Source organism: Streptomyces sp. NPDC047130, from assembly GCF_040643475.1.
GTDB lineage: Bacteria > Actinomycetota > Actinomycetes > Streptomycetales > Streptomycetaceae > Streptomyces.
On record NZ_JBEYUK010000021.1, the window covers coordinates 23,074 to 40,463 of the forward strand.

The following is a 17,390-nucleotide window of genomic DNA, read 5'->3' on the forward strand; positions in this document are numbered from 1 at the left end:
ACGTGAAGGTCGGCATCCCCCGCGAGGTCAAGAACAACGAGTTCCGCGTGGCCATCACCCCCGCGGGTGTCCACGAGCTGGTGCGCAACGGCCACGAGGTCGTCGTCGAGCGGAACGCGGGCCTCGGCTCGTCGATCACCGACGAGGAGTACACCGCGGCCGGCGCCCGGATCCTCGGGACCGCCGACGAGGTCTGGGCCGCCGCGGACATGATCCTCAAGGTCAAGGAGCCGATCGCGGAGGAGTACCACCGCCTCCGCAAGGACCAGGTCCTCTTCACCTACCTGCACCTGGCCGCCGACCGCCCGGGCACCGAGGCGCTGGTCGCCTCCGGCACCACCGCCATCGCCTACGAGACCGTCGAGGTGAACCGCGCGCTGCCGCTGCTCGCCCCGATGTCCGAGGTCGCCGGCCGGCTGGCCCCGCAGGTCGGCGCCTACCAGCTGATGCGCGCAAACGGCGGCCGCGGCGTCCTGCCCGGCGGTGTCCCCGGCGTCGCCCCGTCCAAGGCGGTCGTGCTCGGCGGCGGCGTCTCCGGCTGGAACGCCACCCAGATCGCCGTCGGCATGGGCTTCCAGGTCACGCTGCTCGACCTGAACATCAACAAGCTCCGCGAGGCCGACAAGGTCTTCGGCACCAAGGTGCAGACCGTCGTCTCCAACTCCTTCGAGATCGAGAAGGCGCTGCTCGAGGCCGACCTGGTCGTCGGCGCGGTGCTGATCCCCGGCGCCAAGGCCCCGAAGCTGGTCACCAACGAGCTGGTCTCCCGCATGAAGCCGGGAAGTGTCCTTGTCGACATCGCGATCGACCAGGGCGGCTGCTTCGAGGACTCCCGTCCCACCACCCACGCCGAGCCGACCTTCAAGGTCCACGAGTCGGTCTTCTACTGCGTCGCCAACATGCCCGGCGCGGTCCCGAACACCTCCACCTACGCGCTGACCAACGCGACGCTCCCGTACGTCGTCCAGCTCGCCAACCGCGGCTGGGTCGAGGCGCTGCGCCGCGACCCGGCGCTCGCCAAGGGCCTCAACGTCCACGACGGCCAGGTCGTGTACCGCGAGGTCGCGGAGGCGCACGGCATGGAGCACGTCGCTCTGGAGAGCGTGCTCGGCTGAACCGGCCGTAAACACGGCCGAGTCGACATTCCGACATGACGAGACGGCCGTCACGACCGTCAACCCGGACGTCAACACCGCGAAACCGGCCGGACCTTGGGCTACCAGGTCCGGCCGTTCGCGCATCCCGCCCCTGCCCAGCGGCGGTCGAGCCGGTCCACATGTCAACCGGACGTCGGATTTCGGTCGTTGTGCGCCCGGGTGAATCGCGCGGTGCGACGCGCGTACGCCCTTGACAACGGGCGTGTCCGGAAGGGACACGGCAGGCCGGGTCCGGCGGATTGTGTTGCTGCGAACGGTCGACACGCCATAGAGTCGCCCATCGTCGGCATGGTGCCACGCTGACCTGTCTAGAAGTTTCCTGGTCACCAAGGAGGTAAGACGACTTGTGAATGAGTCGACATTTACTCCCGGGGGTGGTCAACCAGGAACGCCTGCGGGGGACACCGGACCCGCCGGAATCGAGGCTGTCGGCTCCGTCGCGGTCCGTACCTTCGCAGCCCACCAGAGCCAGCACCCCCACCTGGCTCCGACAGCACACCAGAGCATGGATGCCCATCACGTGAACGCCATGGCCGGCGACGCAAGTGGCGCGCCCCACCACCACTTCGCCGAATACGACGAACTGCCCGACGGTCACTTCTACGACCCCGACGCCGAATACGAGCCGGACCCCGAGTACGCGGCCACCCTCGCGCCCGACGCCGCGCGTCAGCGGCGCGAGCGCATCGGCCCGACCGGGCGCCCGCTGCCCTACTTCCCGATCCCCGGGCCGCTGACCGACCACGGCCCCGCGAAGATCATCGCGATGTGCAACCAGAAGGGCGGCGTCGGCAAGACGACGTCGACCATCAACCTGGGCGCCGCGCTGGCCGAGTACGGCCGGCGGGTCCTGCTGGTCGACTTCGACCCGCAGGGCGCGCTCTCGGTCGGTCTGGGCGTCAACCCGATGGAGCTCGACCTCACCGTCTACAACCTGCTCATGGAGCGGGGCATGGCGGCCGACGAGGTGCTGCTCAAGACGGCGGTCCCCAACATGGACCTGCTGCCGAGCAACATCGACCTCTCCGCCGCCGAGGTGCAGCTGGTCTCCGAGGTCGCCCGCGAGTCGACCCTGCAGCGCGCGCTCAAGCCGCTGATGTCGGACTACGACTACATCGTGATCGACTGTCAGCCCTCGCTGGGCCTGCTGACGGTGAACGCGCTGACGGCCGCCCACAAGGTGATCGTGCCGCTGGAGTGCGAGTTCTTCGCGCTGCGCGGTGTGGCGCTGCTGACCGAGACGATCGAGAAGGTCCAGGAGCGGCTGAACCCGGAGCTGGAGCTCGACGGCATCCTCGCCACGATGTACGACTCCCGCACGGTGCACAGCCGCGAGGTGCTGGCCCGGGTGGTCGAGGCGTTCGACGACCACGTGTACCACACGGTCATCGGACGGACCGTCCGCTTCCCGGAGACCACCGTGGCCGGCGAGCCGATCACCACGTACGCCTCCAACTCCGTCGGCGCCGCCGCCTACCGCCAGCTCGCCAGGGAGGTGCTCGCCCGGTGTCACGCCGAGTGAGTCTGCCCGGAGCCGACGAGCTGTTCCGCACCACCGGGGGCTCCGGCCTCCAGTCCTCCTCCCCGCGCCGCCAGGCCACCGCCGAGCGGGCGGAGGCGCGGGTCCCCGCGCCGGCCGTCGAGGACGACCTCGCCGCGCGGGACGGGGTCGAGGGGCTGCCGCCCTCCGTCCCCGCCCAGGCCGGTGACGCACAGGCCGCCGAGCACGCCGTGGCGGACGCGGTGACCGGGGACCAGGGCGAGACCCACAGCAGGGCCGGCGGCGCGGAGGGCGCCGCCGCCGCGGCCACGGGCGTCACCCCCCGGCGCCGGGGGCGCCCCGCACGGCGGCCCAGCGGCCGTGAGCGGCACGACGAGAAGATCACCGTGTACGTCTCGGCCGAGGAACTCATGGACCTCGAGCACGCCCGGCTGGTCCTGCGCGGGGAGCACGGACTGGCCGTGGACCGCGGACGCATCGTCCGCGAGGCGGTCGCGGTCGTCCTGGCCGATCTGGAGTCCCGGGGGGACGCGAGCATCCTGGTGCGGCGGCTGCGCGGGCGGTAGAGGTAGCCTGCCACGGCCATGACCTCGAACGTCCCCTCCCGCAGGCGCCCCCTCGGCCGCGGCCCCGGCCTGCCGCAGGCCCCGGCCGCCCCGGAGCCTGCCCAGGAGGACGCGCCCGAGCCTCCGCCGGCCCCCGCGCCGCCCGTTCCCACGCCCCGGCCCGGGCCCGTACCCGCGTCCGCCGCGGCATCGGCATCGGCTCCGGCCCCGGCATCAGCTCCGGCCCCGGTTCCGCCTCCCGCATCAGCCCCGGCCCCGGTTCCGGCCCCGGCTCCGGCGGAAGCTGCGCCGCGCAGGCCCGCCGGGAAGGCCGCCGGAACGCCCCGGGCGGAACCCGTGGCCCTCCTCCTCCCCACCGCCCAGGCCCCCGCCCCCGAGGCCGCCCAGGCCCCCGTCGCGGGGGAGGCGGCACGGGACGGCGCAGGGGGACGGACCGAGGACCCGGACACGTTCACCGTGCACCTCACCAACTTCGAGGGGCCGTTCGACCTGCTGCTCCAGCTGATCTCCAAGCACAAGCTGGACGTCACCGAGGTCGCCCTCTCGCGGGTGACCGACGAGTTCATGGCGCACGTCCGGGCCCGCGGCGACGACTGGGACCTGGACCGGACGACCGAGTTCCTGGTCGTCGCCGCCACCCTGCTCGACCTCAAGGCGGCCCGGCTGCTGCCCGCCGCCGAGGTGGAGGACGAGGCCGACCTCGCCCTGCTCGAGGCACGGGACCTGCTCTTCGCCCGCCTGCTCCAGTACCGCGCGTACAAGCAGGTCGCCGACATCTTCAGCGCCCGCCTGGAGGACGAGGCCCGCCGCCACCCCCGTACCGTCGGCCTGGAGCCGCACCACGCCGAGCTGCTGCCGGACGTGGTCCTCAGCATCGGACCCGAGGGCTTCGCCAGGCTGGCGGTGAAGGCCATGCAGCCGAAGCCTCCGCCGCAGGTGTACGTCGACCACATCCACGCCCCGCTGGTCAGCGTGCGCGAACAGGCGGCCGTGGTGATGGGCCGCCTCCGCGAGCTGGGCGAGGCCACCTTCCGGACGCTGGTCGAGGACACCGACGACACCCTCACCGTCGTCGCCCGGTTCCTGGCCCTGCTGGAGCTCTACCGGGAGAAGGCGGTCGCCCTGGAGCAGGAGACCGCCCTGGGTGAGCTGCTGGTCCGCTGGACCGGCGACGAGGACGGCCACCGGCCGGTCGTCACCGACGAGTTCGACCGCCCGGCCGGCGACACCACCGAGGAGGAGCGCTCATGACCACCGTCGGAACCCCCGAGGAGGCGGCCGCCGGCCCGCAGGACGACGCCCTCGCGGCGCTCGACCTCAAGCCCGCCCTGGAAGCCGTGCTGATGGTCGTCGACGAGCCGGCGGCCGAGGAGCACCTCGCCAAGGTGCTCCGGCGCCCCCGTCGCGCGATCGCCGACGCCCTGCGCGAGCTGGCCGACGAGTACGCCGTGCAGGGGCGCGGCTTCGAGCTGCGGAAGATCGCCGGGGGCTGGCGCTTCTACACCCGGCCCGAGTACTCCGCCGCCGTGGAGGCGCTCGTCCTGGAGGGCCGCACCGCCCGGCTCACCCAGGCCGCCCTGGAGACCCTCGCCGTCGTCGCCTACCGCCAGCCGGTCAGCCGTTCCCGGGTCTCCGCGGTGCGCGGAGTGAACTGCGACGGCGTGATGCGCACCCTCCTCCAACGCGGTCTGGTCGAGGAGGCGGGCGCGGAACCCGAAACAGGTGCGATCCTGTACAGGACGACGAACTACTTCCTGGAGCGGATGGGCCTGCGCGGTCTGGACGAGCTCCCCGAGCTCGCGCCCTTCGTCCCGGAGGCGGAGACGATCGAGGCGGAGAGCCAGGAAGGGGTTCCGTCGTTCGACCCGGACGCACCCGATGCGCCGGGAGCAGACGACGCAGACGACCAGACGGAACTTTGATGCGAAGCAGCGGCAGCGGCAAGAGCGGCGGGCGCGGGAACTACCGCGGCGCCGGCAACGACAGGGACCAGAAGCAGGGGCAGGGCCGCCCCCGCAAGCCCCGCCCCGAGGAGCGCCGCTACGACGTGGGTCCCGGGGCGACCAAGGACGGGCCCAAGGCGGGCCGCGGCGGCGCCTCCGGCGCCCGCGGCGCCAAGCCGGGCGGGGGCTCCGGCCGCGGCGGACGCCCGGCGCCCGCGCGCTCGCGCGAGTACGAGACCCGGATCGAGGAGCGCAACCGGGAACGGTACGCCGGGAAGAAGGAGATCAAGCTCCCCAAGACCTTCCCCGGCGCCGAGCAGGAGGGCGAGCGCCTGCAGAAGGTCCTGGCCCGGGCCGGCTACGGCTCGCGGCGTGCCTGCGAGGAGCTCATCGAGCAGGCGCGGGTCGAGGTCAACGGCGAGATCGTCCTGGAGCAGGGCCTGCGGGTCGACCCCGAGAAGGACGAGATCAAGGTCGACGGCCTGACCGTGGCCACGCAGTCCTACCAGTTCTTCTCGCTGAACAAGCCGGCCGGCGTGGTCTCCACCATGGAGGACCCCGAGGGCCGCCAGTGCCTCGGCGACTACGTGACCAACCGCGACACCCGGCTCTTCCACGTCGGGCGGCTGGACACCGAGACCGAGGGCGTCATCCTGCTCACCAACCACGGCGAGCTCGCCCACCGGCTGACCCACCCGAAGTACGGCGTGAAGAAGGTCTACCTCGCGCACATCATCGGGCCCATCCCGCGCGACCTGGGCAAGCAGCTCAAGGACGGCATCCAGCTCGAGGACGGCTACGCCCGCGCCGACCACTTCCGCGTGGTCGAGCAGACCGGCAAGCACTACATGGTCGAGGTCACCCTGCACGAGGGTCGCAAGCACATCGTGCGGCGGATGCTGGCCGAGGCCGGCTTCCCCGTCGAGAGCCTGGTGCGGACCGCCTTCGGCCCGATCAAGCTGGGCGACCAGAAGTCCGGCTGGCTGCGGCGGCTGTCCAACACCGAGGTCGGCATGCTGATGAAGGAGGTCGACCTCTAAAGAGGTTGTGCTCCGGGACGAACCCCCTTATCGTCAATTTGACACAATGAGGGGGTTCGTTTCATGACCACGACCGCGACCACGTTCACGACCACCGCCAAGAGGGCCGCGACCGGATCGCTGATCGGCCTGGCGCTCGGTGACGCGCTCGGCTTCCCGACCGAGTTCAGCAGCGTGCCGCGGATCCTGGAGGACCACGGGCCGTGGCGGGAGATGGAGCTCCCGGAGCGGGCGATCGTCACCGACGACACCCAGATGACCCTGGCCCTCGGGCGGGGGCTGCGGACGGCCATGGAGCGCGGGCGGCTCGGGCCCCGGCGGATGGAGCGGCCGGTCCGCGAGGAGTTCGTGGAGTGGAACCGTTCGCCGGAGAACAACCGGGCGCCCGGCCGCACCTGCGTCACCGCCTGCCACCTGCTCTCGGTCGAGGACCGGGCCTGGCAGGACGCCAGCCAGGTCGGCTCCAAGGGGTGCGGAGCCAACATGCGGGTCGCGCCGCTGGGACTGATCCCCGGCCTGACGGACGAGGAGCGGGCCGGCGCCGCCCAGCTCCAGTCGGCCCTCACCCACGGCCACCCCACCGCGCTCGCCGCCTCCGACCTCACGGCGCACGCCGTGCGGCTGCTGGCCCAGGGGGCGGACCCCACGGCGCTGGTGGGACTGCTGCGGTCCTACGCGCTGGACAACCGCGACGTCTACCACGAGCGGTGGCTCGGAGACCTGTGGACGCGGTCGCAGGACCCCGACCCCGTGCACTTCGTCCGGCGGGGCTGGGACGAGTGCCTGGCGATCCTGGAGGTGCTCCAGGAGGCCGTGCGCACCGTGTCGCCGGAGGCCGACCCCTGCCTGGCCACGGGGGAGGGGTGGATCGCGGAGGAGGCGCTCGCCACGGCGCTGCTGTGCTTCCTCCTCTTCCCCGACGAGCCGGTCACCGCCCTGCGGAGGGCCGCGTGCACGGCGGGGGACTCCGACTCCATCGCCTGCCTGGCGGGGGCGTTCGCGGGGGCGCACCTCGGGGCGGACGCGTGGCCCGCGCGGTGGGCGGAACGGATCGAGTACCGCGACGAACTCCTCGCCCTCGGCGCCCTCTGGGACGCGTGACGTTCCGGGGCCCGCGCGGGGGCGTCTCGCGCAGCGGGCGGTGGGGCGGGGACGCGCGAGGGCTGGATAGGGTGGTCGGGAAGCAACCGGCACAGCGAGGAGCACCACCGTGAGGACCGCCCTGGTGATCGGCGCAGGCCTGATCGGAACGTCCGCGGCACTCTCGCTGACCTCCCGCGGCGTCACCGTCCACCTGGACGACCACGACCCCGACCGCGCCCGCACCGCCGCCTCCCTGGGCGCGGGCACCGAGGCCCCGCCCGAGGGACCCGTCGACCTGGTCGTCGTCGCCGTGCCGCCCGCCCATGTGGCCGGCGCCCTCGCCGACGCCATGCGCCGCGGCCTCGGCCGCGCCTACATCGACGTCGCCAGCGTCAAGGGCGGACCCCGCCGCGAACTGGAGGCGTCGCTGCGGGGCACGGACCTCGACCTCGCCGCCTACCTCGGCACCCACCCGATGTCCGGCAAGGAGAAGTCCGGCCCGCTCGCCGCCACCGGCGACCTCTTCGAGGGCCGCCCCTGGGTGCTCACCCCCACCCGCGACACCGACACCGAGGCGCTCAACCTCGCCCTGGAGCTCGTGTCGTTCTGCCGTGCCGTGCCGATCGTGATGGACGCCGACGCCCACGACCGGGCCGTCGCCCTCGTCTCCCACATGCCGCACCTGGTGGCCAGCATGGTCGCCGCCCGCCTCGAGCACGCCGACGAGGCCGCCGTACGGCTGTGCGGGCCCGGCATCCGGGACGTGACCCGGATCGCCGGCTCGGACCCGCGGATGTGGATCGACATCCTCTCCGCCAACCCCGGCCCGGTCGCCGACCTGCTCGCCGAGTTCTCCGCGGACCTCGACGCCACCGTCCGCGCCCTGCGCGCCCTGCAGTCCGAGGACGAGACCGCCCGCAAGGACGGCGCGGGCGGCGTCGAGGACGTGCTCCGGCGCGGCAACGCCGGCCGCGTCCGGGTCCCCGGCAAGCACGGCAGCGCACCGCGCGCCTACGAGGCCGTCGTGGTCCTCATCACCGACCAGCCCGGCCAGCTCGCCCGGATCTTCGCCGACGCCGAACGGGCCGGCGTCAACATCGAGGACGTCCGGATCGAGCACGCCACCGGCCAGCAGGCGGGCCACGTACAGCTGATGGTCGAGCCCCAGGGCGCCTCCCCGCTCGCCCAGGCGCTCCGCGAGCGCGGCTGGGCCGTCCGGTCCTGACCGCCCGCGGGGAACCCGCGGCGGGCCACGGGGCTGGTCACCCGTAAGGGTGAGCCCGATAAGCCAGTAACCTTGTCCGGGGCGCGTTCGCGCCCCGCCCCCGCAGCCATCAGGAAGGTGTCCTCCACCGTGGAAAGCGCCGCCCGGACCGCACCGGCAGTGATCGTCGCCATCGACGGCCCCTCCGGCACGGGCAAGTCGAGCACGTCCAAGGCCGTCGCCGCCCAGCTCGGCCTCAGCTACCTGGACACCGGCGCCCAGTACCGGGCGATCACCTGGTGGATGGTGACCAACGACATCGACGTCGACGACCCGGCCGCGATCGCCGCCGCCGCGTCCAAGCCGGAGATCGTCTCGGGCACCGACCCGCTGAACCCGACCATCCACGTCGACGGCACCGACGTCGCCGGCCCGATCCGCACCCAGGAGGTCACCTCCCGGGTGTCGGCGGTCTCCGCCGTGCCCGAGGTGCGCACCCGGATCACCGAGCTGCAGCGCTCCATCGCCGCCTCGGCCGAGCAGGGCATCGTCGTCGAGGGCCGCGACATCGGCACCACCGTGCTGCCGGACGCCGACCTGAAGATCTTCCTCACCGCCTCCCCGGAGGCCCGCGCGGCCCGCCGCAGCGGCGAGATCAAGGGCTCCGACGTCGCCGCCACCCGCGAGGCCCTGCTCAAGCGGGACGCCGCCGACTCCGGCCGCAAGACCTCCCCGCTGGCCAAGGCCGACGACGCGGTCGAGGTGGACACCACCGAACTCACCCTCACCCAGGTCGTGGAGTGCGTGGTCACCCTGGTCGAGGAGAAGCGGGCGGCGAAGTGACCCAGGCCGCCGGCAAGGCCGGCCCGAGCGGCGGGCCCTCGGCCCGCGGCGCCGATGTCGGCCGCCGCATCGGCGTCGGCCTGATGTACGGCCTGTGGCGCCCGCGCGTGCTGGGCGCCGGCAAGGTGCCGCCCACCGGGCCGGCCATCCTGGCGGTCAACCACAGCCACCTGCTCGACGGCCCCATGGTCATGGGCGTCTCCCCGCGGCCGACGCACTTCCTGATCAAGAAGGAGGCGTTCGTCGGCCCGCTGGACCCCTTCCTGCGGGGCATCGGACAGCTGTCCGTGGACCGGCACGGCACCGACCGCGCCGCGGTCACCGACGCGCTGGGCGTCCTGGCCGACGGCGGCGTGCTGGGCATCTTCCCCGAGGGCACCCGCGGCGAGGGCGACTTCGCCTCGCTGCGGGCCGGCCTCGCCTACTTCGCGGTCCGCAGCGGCGCCCCGATCGTGCCGGTCGCCGTGCTGGGCAGCGCCGAGAAGCGCGGACGCCTCATATCCGGGCTGCCCCCGCTGCGCCACCGCGTCGACGTCGTCTTCGGCGACCCGTTCCAGGCGGGCGACGGCACGGGGCGGCGCACCCGCACGGCACTCGACGAGGCGACCGCACGCATCCAGGAACGGCTCGCCGCGCACCTGGAAAAGGCCAGGCGTCTGACCGGACGCCGGGTCACACTTGAGTAGTGGCGCCCGCCCCCGAGGGGGCGCCACCGACCATTCGATGAGCAACGAGGTACCGACTTCATGAACGACCAGATCCAGCCCGACGGCTCGGCCGAGCACGAGCACGGGGCGCTTGGCGACGCCGAGTACGCGGCGTTCATGGAGCTCGCCGCCGAGGAGGGCTTCGACGCCGAGGAGGTCGAGGGCGCGATCGACGCGGCCGGACACGGCCCGCTCCCCGTCCTCGCCGTCGTCGGCCGCCCCAACGTCGGCAAGTCCACCCTGGTGAACCGCATCATCGGCCGCCGCGAAGCCGTCGTCGAGGACCGCCCCGGCGTCACCCGCGACCGCGTCACCTACGAGGCCGAGTGGGCGGGGCGCCGCTTCAAGGTCGTCGACACCGGCGGCTGGGAGCAGGACGTCCTCGGCATCGACGCCTCCGTCGCCGCCCAGGCCGAGTACGCCATCGAGGCCGCCGACGCGGTGGTCTTCGTGGTCGACGCCAAGGTCGGCGCCACCGACACCGACGAGGCCGTGGTCCGCCTCCTCCGCAAGGCCGGCAAGCCCGTGGTGCTGTGCGCCAACAAGGTCGACGGCCCCAGCGCCGAGGCCGACGCCGCCTACCTGTGGAGCCTCGGCCTGGGCGAGCCCCACCCGGTCTCCGCCCTGCACGGCCGCGGCACCGGCGACATGCTCGACGCCGTCCTCGAGGCCCTCCCCGAGGCGCCCCAGCAGTCCTTCGGCCTCGCCGTCGGCGGCCCCCGCCGGATCGCCCTCATCGGCCGCCCCAACGTCGGCAAGTCCTCCCTGCTCAACAAGGTGGCCGGCGAGGAGCGCGTCGTCGTCAACGAACTGGCCGGCACCACCCGCGACCCGGTCGACGAGATCATCGAGCTGGGCGGCAAGACCTGGAAGTTCGTCGACACGGCGGGCATCCGCAAGCGCGTCCACCTCCAGCAGGGCGCCGACTACTACGCCTCGCTGCGCACCGCCGCCGCCGTCGAGAAGGCCGAGGTCGCGGTCGTCCTGATCGACGCCTCCGAGAACATCTCCGTGCAGGACCAGCGCATCGTCACCATGGCGGTCGAGGCCGGCCGCGCCCTGGTGCTCGCCTTCAACAAGTGGGACACCCTCGACGAGGAGCGCCGCTACTACCTCGAGCGCGAGATCGAGACCGAGCTCGGCCAGGTCGCCTGGGCCCCGCGGGTCAACGTCTCCGCCCGCACCGGCCGCCACATGGAGAAGCTGGTCCCCGCCGTCGAGACCGCGCTGGCCGGCTGGGAGACCCGGGTGCCCACCGGGCGCCTCAACGCCTTCCTCGGCGAACTGGTCGCCTCCCACCCGCACCCGGTCCGGGGCGGCAAGCAGCCGCGCATCCTCTTCGGCACCCAGGCGGGCACCAAGCCGCCGCGGTTCGTGCTCTTCGCCTCCGGCTTCATCGAGGCCGGCTACCGCCGCTTCATCGAGCGCCGGCTGCGCGAGGAGTTCGGCTTCGAGGGCACGCCCATCCACATCTCCGTCCGGGTCCGCGAGAAGCGCGGCACGAAGAAGTGACGGGCACGGACGAAGTAGATGGGCACGGGGGAAGTGACCGGCACGGAGAAGTGACCGGCACGGCTTCCTGAACGCCGGAAGGGCGGCTCCCCACCAGGGGGAGCCGCCCTTCTCGTGTCCGCGGGGGCCGGTCCGGCGCTCACTCGGCCGCGCGGGGGGCCGGGGGCAGGGCCGCCTGGGGAGCTCCGTGGCGTCCGGTCCGCCCGCCGTGCGGGGCGGCCTGCCACACGTCCGTGGAGGGGACTGCGGGATCCGCCGCGTTCCGGGCCGAGTCCGCCTCCCCGGACGGCAGCGGCTCGGGACGCGCGCCACCGGGGGCCAGCCTGCCGACCCGCTGCCAGGGCGAGGGCGCCGACGGTTCCGCGGTGTGCCGCGCGCCGTGGGAGCCGGACTGCCAGCCGACGGTGAAACCACCGCTCGTCCCGTGTCCGTACCGCCACGGACCGCCGAACGCGAGGCGCTCCTCGCCGCTGCGGTCGCCCGGAAGGGTACGGAAGGACCTCACGTACTCCGCGTACAGGGCGTCGTAGATCGGTGTCGACGACGGGCTGTGCGCGGCATGGGCCGGGCGGGCGGACGGGATGGACGGGAAGGGCTGACGGCGGGATACCTCGTAAGCGTGCACATAACCACAAACGACCCCGGAGCCCAACGGATGCGGGCTGCGCCGGGAATTCGCGGGTCACCCGGGGGAGTGAAATGGGGGTGAGCGCGTGCGCACCGGGGCTCCGTGCGCTCCGCGCACGCCGGGCGGGGCCACGCCCGGGCGTACGACAGCGCCGCGGAAGGCCTCAGATGCCGGCGAGAGGCAGCGCCGCGCCGACCAGGACGCCGTTGGCCGCGGCGCGGTCCAGGGCTCCGCGCAGCAGGTCCTCACGGGGCTGACGGCCGATCGAGCCGACCGGGGCGGCGAACATCAGGACCTGCTGGTTCTTGTTGGCCGCCGTGCGCCAGCCGTCGGTGGCCTGCAGCGGGCGGTGCGCCTGCCACCAGGCCACCGGGGCGCCGCCGCCCCCGCCCGGCTGGAGCACGGCGTGGAGCTGGCCCATGGCGAGCAGCACCGACCAGCCCGCCAGCACCGGCGGGGGCTGGTTCAGGTCGGCCACCGGCTGGAAGCCCTGCTCGACCAGGAGCGGCAGGAACTCGTCGCCGGGGCCGGTGTTCCCGGGGCGGGCGATGGCCGAGGTGGGCTCGACGACGATGGCCGCGTGCAGTTCGCCGTTGATCAGCACCAGGCCGCTGGTGACGCCCAGCACGGCCTGCTCGGGCGCGGACCGCTGGACCCCGGCGTCGGACCCGACGGGCGCGGCCTGCTGGGGCTGCTGCTCGCCGCCGGCCTGGCGGACGGCGCCCTGGAGCTGCTCGTCGGTCACCCGCACCACCTGGGAGGGCAGGCAGCCGGCGTGGGCGAAGGCGAGGACCGCCGTCTCGTCCCCGACGAAGAGGACGGTGCTGGTGTGCTCCTGGTCCGTGTCGCCGGGGGTACGGCAGGAGGTGCAGTCGTAACTGCCGGGGGCGTTGTCTCCGGCAAGCAGCCGGTCGGCCTCATCGTCACCGATCTCGGCGCGTACGTCGTCGCTGACTTCGAGCATGCGCGGCACGGGTGGGCTCCCTCGGGAAGGACATGGGTGGACGGACAACGGGCCGGACGGCCCGCTCTGGACAACGGGCCGCGCGGGGTGCGGGTAACGGCCGACGGCGAACGGGAATCCGAATCCGGGGCGCTCCGGCCGCCCCGCCGGGCCGTGTGCGGCGCGGACCACGGCCGACGCGGCGGCGGGTACGCCGGTCGGGTGAGGGGCGCGCGCGGTCGGGGCGCGGCGCGGGCGACGGCGCCGGGAGCCCCCCTAGCCTGGGCCGGTGCCCCGTGTGTCGATCAAGAGGCGGTCGCGGACCGCCGGAACGGCCGCCTCGGCGGCCTGTCTGGCCGTCCTGGCCCTCCTCGCCTCGTGTACGCCGCCCTCCGCCCCCGAGACGGCTCCCGGCCCGCCGGCCCGGGCCCCGAGGCCCTGCCCGCCGGACCGCTGGCCCTGGGAGTGCGTCGCCGAGTGCGAGAGCAGCGGCAGGTGGCACATCAACACCGGCAACGGCTTCTACGGCGGTCTCCAGTTCAAGCAGTCCACCTGGGTGGCCTTCGGCGGCCGCGCCTACGCGGCCCGCGCCGACCTGGCGACCAAGCGCGAGCAGATCCTCGTCGCCCAGAAGGTGCTCGCCTCGCAGGGCTGGGGCGCCTGGCCGGTCTGCTCCGCCCGGTACGGGCTCGAGGGCCGGTGGCACGTGGTCGCCCGCGGCGACACGCTGGCGGCCGTGGCCCGCACGTACCAGGTCTCCGGCGGCTGGCGGACGCTGTACCGGCTCAACCGCTCGCTGCTCGGCGACGAGCCCGGAAGGCTGATCGCCGGGACGTTCCTGAAGCTCCCGGCGGGCGCGGCGCGCAAGGACGCCGGTGAGCTCTTCGGGCCCCCGCTGGAAGAGGCGTGAACCGGCCCCGGTATTTTCCGGCCGAATTCAGGCAGCGTCGGCGTAATTCGACGGGGCAATTCCGCCGGGTGTCCGGAAAACAATGAGCGCGGTGCGGGAGGATCTCCGGCGGGAGGCCGGCGGATATCATTCGGCGCCGACCGGGAAACTCTCCGGGATCCCCCGATCGGGTGACCTGCCGAGGCCGACGGCCGATGGCGGATCCGTGACAGAAGTGTGACAGGAGAGGCGCGCGGGGGATGTTCGCGGCGGGCTTTCCCCTGGGGCGGCGAGCGCCTAGCGTGGCGTTCATGTCATCGATTCCCGCTCCGGGCGAGGAGCCCCAGGACGCCCCCGACGCCTATGTCGGCATGGACGCCGACGAGGCCGAACGGCTGGCCGGCGAGCGCGGCTGGACCACGGTCCGCCGGCTGGCGCCGGGCGCGATCATCACGCTGGAGTACCGCGTCGGCCGGCTGAACTTCGAGGTCGACGGGGGGCGGGTGGTCCGCTGCTGGAAGGGGTGAGGGACGGCCGAGGCCCCGCTCCACGGGGAGCGGGGGCCTCGTGTGCGTCCAGCGGGGGCCTCGTGTGCGTCCGAGGGCTCGCGCGCGGGCCCGGGACCCCGCCGACGTGGGGCTTCGCCGGCCGGGCCCTCAGGCCACCGGGCGGCTGGAGGAGGGCTTGGAGCGGCCCGGGGCGTCGGGGTGGGACGGACGGCGGCTGCCGGACGGTGTGGTGCCGGGGCCCCGTTCCGCGCGGGTCCCGTGCGGGCCGGAGGGCAGCAGCACCGGTCCGCGGGCGGTGTGCCCGGGGTCTCCGCCGACCGCGGCGGGGCGGCGGACCAGGGTGGTCAGGCTGCCGGACGGGCCGGTCACCGGGGAGGCGGACGCCTCCTCCTCCTTGCCGAATCGGCGGGCCAGGCGGGTCCGCACGGTGTCGCGCAGGTCCAGGAGCCACCGCTCGGCGCGGGCGCCCAGCGGCTCGAACCAGGGCAGCGCCAGCAGGATCAGCACACCGGCCACCCAGCCCAGCAGCACGTCGCTCAGCCAGTGGGTGCCCAGGTAGACGGTGGTCAGGCCGACGCCGAGGGACATCACCGCGGAGAGCGCCGACAGCCAGCGCCGGGCGCGGGGGCTGGAGGCGAGGTAGGCGAGTATGCCCCAGGTCACGACCGCGTTGGCGGTGTGACCGCTCGGGAATATGTCCCCGCCGAGCCACATCTCGTTGGAGCCGATGGTGGTGGCGTAGTGCGGGCCCAGCCGGCCCATGCCGATCTTGGCGGCGCCGACGCTGAGGTTCAGCAGCAGCAGGGAGATGGCGAGGGTGATCAGCGGTCTGAGCGTGTGCTGGCGCCAGGAGCGCCAGCCCAGCCAGGCCGCCACCATCACCGCCGTGGGGCCGCGCTGGCCGAGGACGACGTAGTAGTCCAGCCAGGCGTGGATCTCCGGCCACTGCTGGTACGGGCGGAAGAACATGACCTGCCAGTCGAGGCGGACCAGCCACGAGGTGGTGATCACCGCCCAGACGATGGCCGCGTAGCCGGCCAGGCAGGCGACGACGAGTGCGGCCCGGTGGCGGCTCATTCGGGGCATGCCGAGTTGGACCGGCCGCTCGGGCTCCCGGTCCAGCCGCGCGAACACCCGGTCCAGACGGGTGAGGCTTCGTTCGGTACGCACCTAATCGACGTTACAGCGAGTGAGGGCGCGACCCGAACGGATCAAGGGCTTTGTGATGACCATGTGATGTGGGGTTCCTCTCACACGACCTCTTGTCCGGGAATTCACCGGACGGTTGTTCCGTGCTCATCGTCCGGGGAATTGGGCGTCATTTCCGGGGAAAGAGAGGGGGTTCACCCGGTGAATCCGCCCGGCGTCCACCGTGCCGCACGAGGGGGACGGGAACGCCCGTGAGTCACGGCGGACCGCTGCCGGTCAGCCACAACCCCCCGTAGACCGCCGAGCCGGCCGCCGCGAGCGCCAGGAGGCCGGAGGCGACCGCCGGACGGGCCCGCGCGGCGGCCGCGGCGAGCGGGAGCAGCAGCGGGAAGGCCGGCATCAGCAGGCGCGGCTTGGAACCGAAGTAGCTGGACGCGCACAGCGCCAGCAGCGCCACCAGGCCGCCGTACACCAGCAGCGGCAGCGGCAGCCGGGCGCGCACGCCGGCGACGAACAGCAGGACGACCAGCGCCACCCCCACGATCAGCGCCGTGCCCGCCAGGGCGCCGGGGAACGAGTCGAACAGCCCGGCCACGAAGCGCGCGAAGGCGGCCCCGCCGTCGAAGCCGTTGCGCCAGCCGGCCTGGACGTCCAGGTAGCCGAAGAGGCCCTGCCCGGTGCGGTGGCCGACCCAGAGGACGTAGCCGGCCGCTCCGAGGGGCGCGAGCAGCATTCCGACGGCGCGCGGCCAGACGTCCACGCCCCTGAGGGGTGACGCGAGCCCGGCGTGCGCGGCGTGAAGGTCGTGCGGCCCGGCCGGTGCGCCGTCCGCGGCTGCCGCGCTCCGCTGCCGCACGAAGGAGGCAACCGCGCCGGCCCAGACCGCCGCGGCCACCGCCAGCCCGACCGGCCGCGTCAGCCCCGCGCACAGCGCCAGCGCCCCCGCCTGCGGCCAGCGCCCGGTCAGCACCGCGTACAGCGACCAGGCGGCGAGCGCGGTGAACAGCGACTCGCTGTACGCCATCGACTGGACGATCCCCACCGGCAGCGCGCCCCACAGCACCGCCGCGCACACCCCGGCCCGGCGGCCCAGCACCAGGTCCGTGACGGCGAAGATCCCCCAGGCCGCGGCCACCGAGGCGACCAGGCCGACCAGGAACCCGGCCTCGCCGTGGGACAGCGGGGACACGGCGGCCACGCCCCGCTCGAGCCACGGCAGCAGCGGGAAGAAGGCGAGATCGGAGTGCACGTCCCCGTCCGGCAGGCGCACCGTGTACCCGTAGCCCGACTCCGCGATCCGCGCGTACCAGAGCGAGTCCCAGCGGGCGGTGAGCCGCACCAGGGGGTCGGTGTCCCGCGCGGCGGCCCAGACGGCCAGTCCGATCAGACCCAGCAGGCGGACGGCGGCGTACCCGGCCAGGGCGGGCCAGGCCCGGCGCAGGGCGGTGGTGAGGGGTCCGGCACGGCCCGGCGCCGTCGGCCGACGCGCGGCGCGCGTGTCGAGAGGGGTCACGGGCCCGATTATCGGCCGCGGCGGCGACGCCGTCCGAGCCTTCGCCCTGTCGTGCCCACGGCAGTGGCGTACGCCACATCGGGCCTGCGCCGAGGTGAGAGCTCCACCACGTTTCACCGGCACGAACTCGCGTACGCTGGCGAACCACTCGTCTTCGTCGAGCGGGCCGGTCGAGCGGCCCTCAGGGCCGCCGGACACGAGCA

At 73.7% G+C, this 17,390-nt stretch carries 16 protein-coding genes and 1 pseudogene; 13 read left to right on the forward strand and 4 right to left on the reverse strand.

Features of this window, described 5'->3' with window-relative positions; genetic code table 11:
- The first annotated feature begins 2 nt into the window (after positions 1 to 2).
- The 11 genes and pseudogenes from ald (at position 3) to der (ending at position 11,556) form a co-directional block, all read left to right on the forward strand.
- Positions 3 to 1,115 carry an alanine dehydrogenase gene (ald, locus tag ABZ836_RS22810; protein ID WP_356138031.1) on the forward strand — a complete coding sequence of 371 codons (1,113 nt, stop codon included), beginning with the start codon at positions 3 to 5 and terminating at the stop codon, positions 1,113 to 1,115.
- A 388-nt stretch (positions 1,116 to 1,503) separates the two neighbouring features.
- On the forward strand, positions 1,504 to 2,679 hold the full coding sequence (locus ABZ836_RS22815; protein ID WP_356138003.1) for a ParA family protein: 1,176 nt from the start codon (positions 1,504 to 1,506) through the stop codon (positions 2,677 to 2,679).
- Positions 2,664 to 3,224, forward strand: a complete 561-nt coding sequence (locus ABZ836_RS22820; RefSeq protein ID WP_356138001.1) for a hypothetical protein — start codon at positions 2,664 to 2,666, stop codon at positions 3,222 to 3,224. Before ABZ836_RS22815 ends, ABZ836_RS22820 begins: the two co-directional genes overlap by 16 nt.
- Positions 3,225 to 3,242: 18 nt before the next feature.
- Complete coding sequence (locus ABZ836_RS22825; protein ID WP_361144877.1) at positions 3,243 to 4,475, forward strand: ScpA family protein; 1,233 nt, start codon at positions 3,243 to 3,245, stop codon at positions 4,473 to 4,475.
- On the forward strand, positions 4,472 to 5,146 hold the full coding sequence (gene scpB, locus ABZ836_RS22830; protein ID WP_356137998.1) for an SMC-Scp complex subunit ScpB: 675 nt from the start codon (positions 4,472 to 4,474) through the stop codon (positions 5,144 to 5,146). The genes ABZ836_RS22825 and scpB overlap by 4 nt, the downstream gene beginning before the upstream one ends.
- On the forward strand, positions 5,146 to 6,207 hold the full coding sequence (locus tag ABZ836_RS22835) for a pseudouridine synthase (protein WP_356137996.1): 1,062 nt from the start codon (positions 5,146 to 5,148) through the stop codon (positions 6,205 to 6,207). Before scpB ends, ABZ836_RS22835 begins: the two co-directional genes overlap by 1 nt.
- Before the next feature lie 63 nt (positions 6,208 to 6,270).
- Positions 6,271 to 7,308, forward strand: coding sequence for an ADP-ribosylglycohydrolase family protein (locus tag ABZ836_RS22840; RefSeq protein ID WP_361144881.1), 1,038 nt, complete (start codon positions 6,271 to 6,273; stop codon positions 7,306 to 7,308).
- A gap of 100 nt (positions 7,309 to 7,408) precedes the next feature.
- Positions 7,409 to 8,515: pseudogene (locus ABZ836_RS22845) on the forward strand (prephenate dehydrogenase); the annotation flags it as partial.
- Positions 8,516 to 8,644: 129 nt separating this feature from the next.
- The gene (cmk, locus tag ABZ836_RS22850; RefSeq protein ID WP_356137992.1) at positions 8,645 to 9,337 is read left to right on the forward strand and encodes a (d)CMP kinase; all 693 of its coding nucleotides are present in this window, start codon (positions 8,645 to 8,647) and stop codon (positions 9,335 to 9,337) included.
- Positions 9,295 to 10,023, forward strand: a complete 729-nt coding sequence (locus ABZ836_RS22855) for a lysophospholipid acyltransferase family protein (RefSeq protein WP_361144884.1) — start codon at positions 9,295 to 9,297, stop codon at positions 10,021 to 10,023. Before cmk ends, ABZ836_RS22855 begins: the two co-directional genes overlap by 43 nt.
- Positions 10,024 to 10,083: 60 nt before the next feature.
- Positions 10,084 to 11,556: a ribosome biogenesis GTPase Der gene (gene der / locus ABZ836_RS22860; RefSeq protein ID WP_356137990.1), complete on the forward strand. Its 1,473-nt coding sequence runs from the start codon at positions 10,084 to 10,086 to the stop codon at positions 11,554 to 11,556.
- A gap of 139 nt (positions 11,557 to 11,695) precedes the next feature.
- Here the strand turns inward: der and ABZ836_RS22865 are convergent, their stop codons facing one another.
- Both ABZ836_RS22865 and ABZ836_RS22870 read right to left on the reverse strand, forming a co-directional pair.
- Entirely contained in the window at positions 11,696 to 12,061 is a 366-nt protein-coding gene (locus ABZ836_RS22865; protein ID WP_361144887.1) for a hypothetical protein, read from the reverse strand.
- Between the two features lie 286 nt (positions 12,062 to 12,347).
- The gene (locus tag ABZ836_RS22870; protein WP_356137986.1) at positions 12,348 to 13,157 is read right to left on the reverse strand and encodes a hypothetical protein; all 810 of its coding nucleotides are present in this window, start codon (positions 13,155 to 13,157) and stop codon (positions 12,348 to 12,350) included.
- Positions 13,158 to 13,416: 259 nt separating this feature from the next.
- Here ABZ836_RS22870 and ABZ836_RS22875 point away from each other — a divergent pair, with 259 nt between their 5' ends.
- Both ABZ836_RS22875 and ABZ836_RS22880 read left to right on the forward strand, forming a co-directional pair.
- Positions 13,417 to 14,037, forward strand: coding sequence for a transglycosylase family protein (locus tag ABZ836_RS22875; RefSeq protein ID WP_361144890.1), 621 nt, complete (start codon positions 13,417 to 13,419; stop codon positions 14,035 to 14,037).
- Positions 14,038 to 14,327: 290 nt separating this feature from the next.
- Positions 14,328 to 14,543 (forward strand): I78 family peptidase inhibitor, encoded by a 216-nt coding sequence (locus ABZ836_RS22880; protein WP_356137982.1) that lies wholly within the window; start codon positions 14,328 to 14,330, stop codon positions 14,541 to 14,543.
- 129 nt (positions 14,544 to 14,672) lie between these two features.
- Here ABZ836_RS22880 and ABZ836_RS22885 read toward each other — a convergent pair whose 3' ends face one another.
- Complete coding sequence (locus ABZ836_RS22885; RefSeq protein WP_361144893.1) at positions 14,673 to 15,695, reverse strand: phosphatase PAP2 family protein; 1,023 nt, start codon at positions 15,693 to 15,695, stop codon at positions 14,673 to 14,675.
- A gap of 235 nt (positions 15,696 to 15,930) precedes the next feature.
- A complete protein-coding gene (locus ABZ836_RS22890; RefSeq protein ID WP_356137978.1) occupies positions 15,931 to 17,187 on the reverse strand; it encodes a hypothetical protein in 1,257 nt (418 codons plus the stop codon).
- Positions 17,188 to 17,390: the final 203 nt, after the last annotated feature.

Bases quoted from the DNA above. Each gene is read 5' to 3' on its own strand.
- ABZ836_RS22880 (WP_356137982.1), top strand. From the start codon at position 14,328: ATGTCATCGATTCCCGCTCCGGGCGAGGAGCCCCAGGACGCCCCCGAC.
- ABZ836_RS22835 (WP_356137996.1), top strand. From the start codon at position 5,146: ATGCGAAGCAGCGGCAGCGGCAAGAGCGGCGGGCGCGGGAACTACCGC.
- scpB (WP_356137998.1), top strand. From the start codon at position 4,472: ATGACCACCGTCGGAACCCCCGAGGAGGCGGCCGCCGGCCCGCAGGAC.
- ABZ836_RS22840 (WP_361144881.1), top strand. From the start codon at position 6,271: ATGACCACGACCGCGACCACGTTCACGACCACCGCCAAGAGGGCCGCG.
- der (WP_356137990.1), top strand. From the start codon at position 10,084: ATGAACGACCAGATCCAGCCCGACGGCTCGGCCGAGCACGAGCACGGG.
- ABZ836_RS22825 (WP_361144877.1), top strand. From the start codon at position 3,243: ATGACCTCGAACGTCCCCTCCCGCAGGCGCCCCCTCGGCCGCGGCCCC.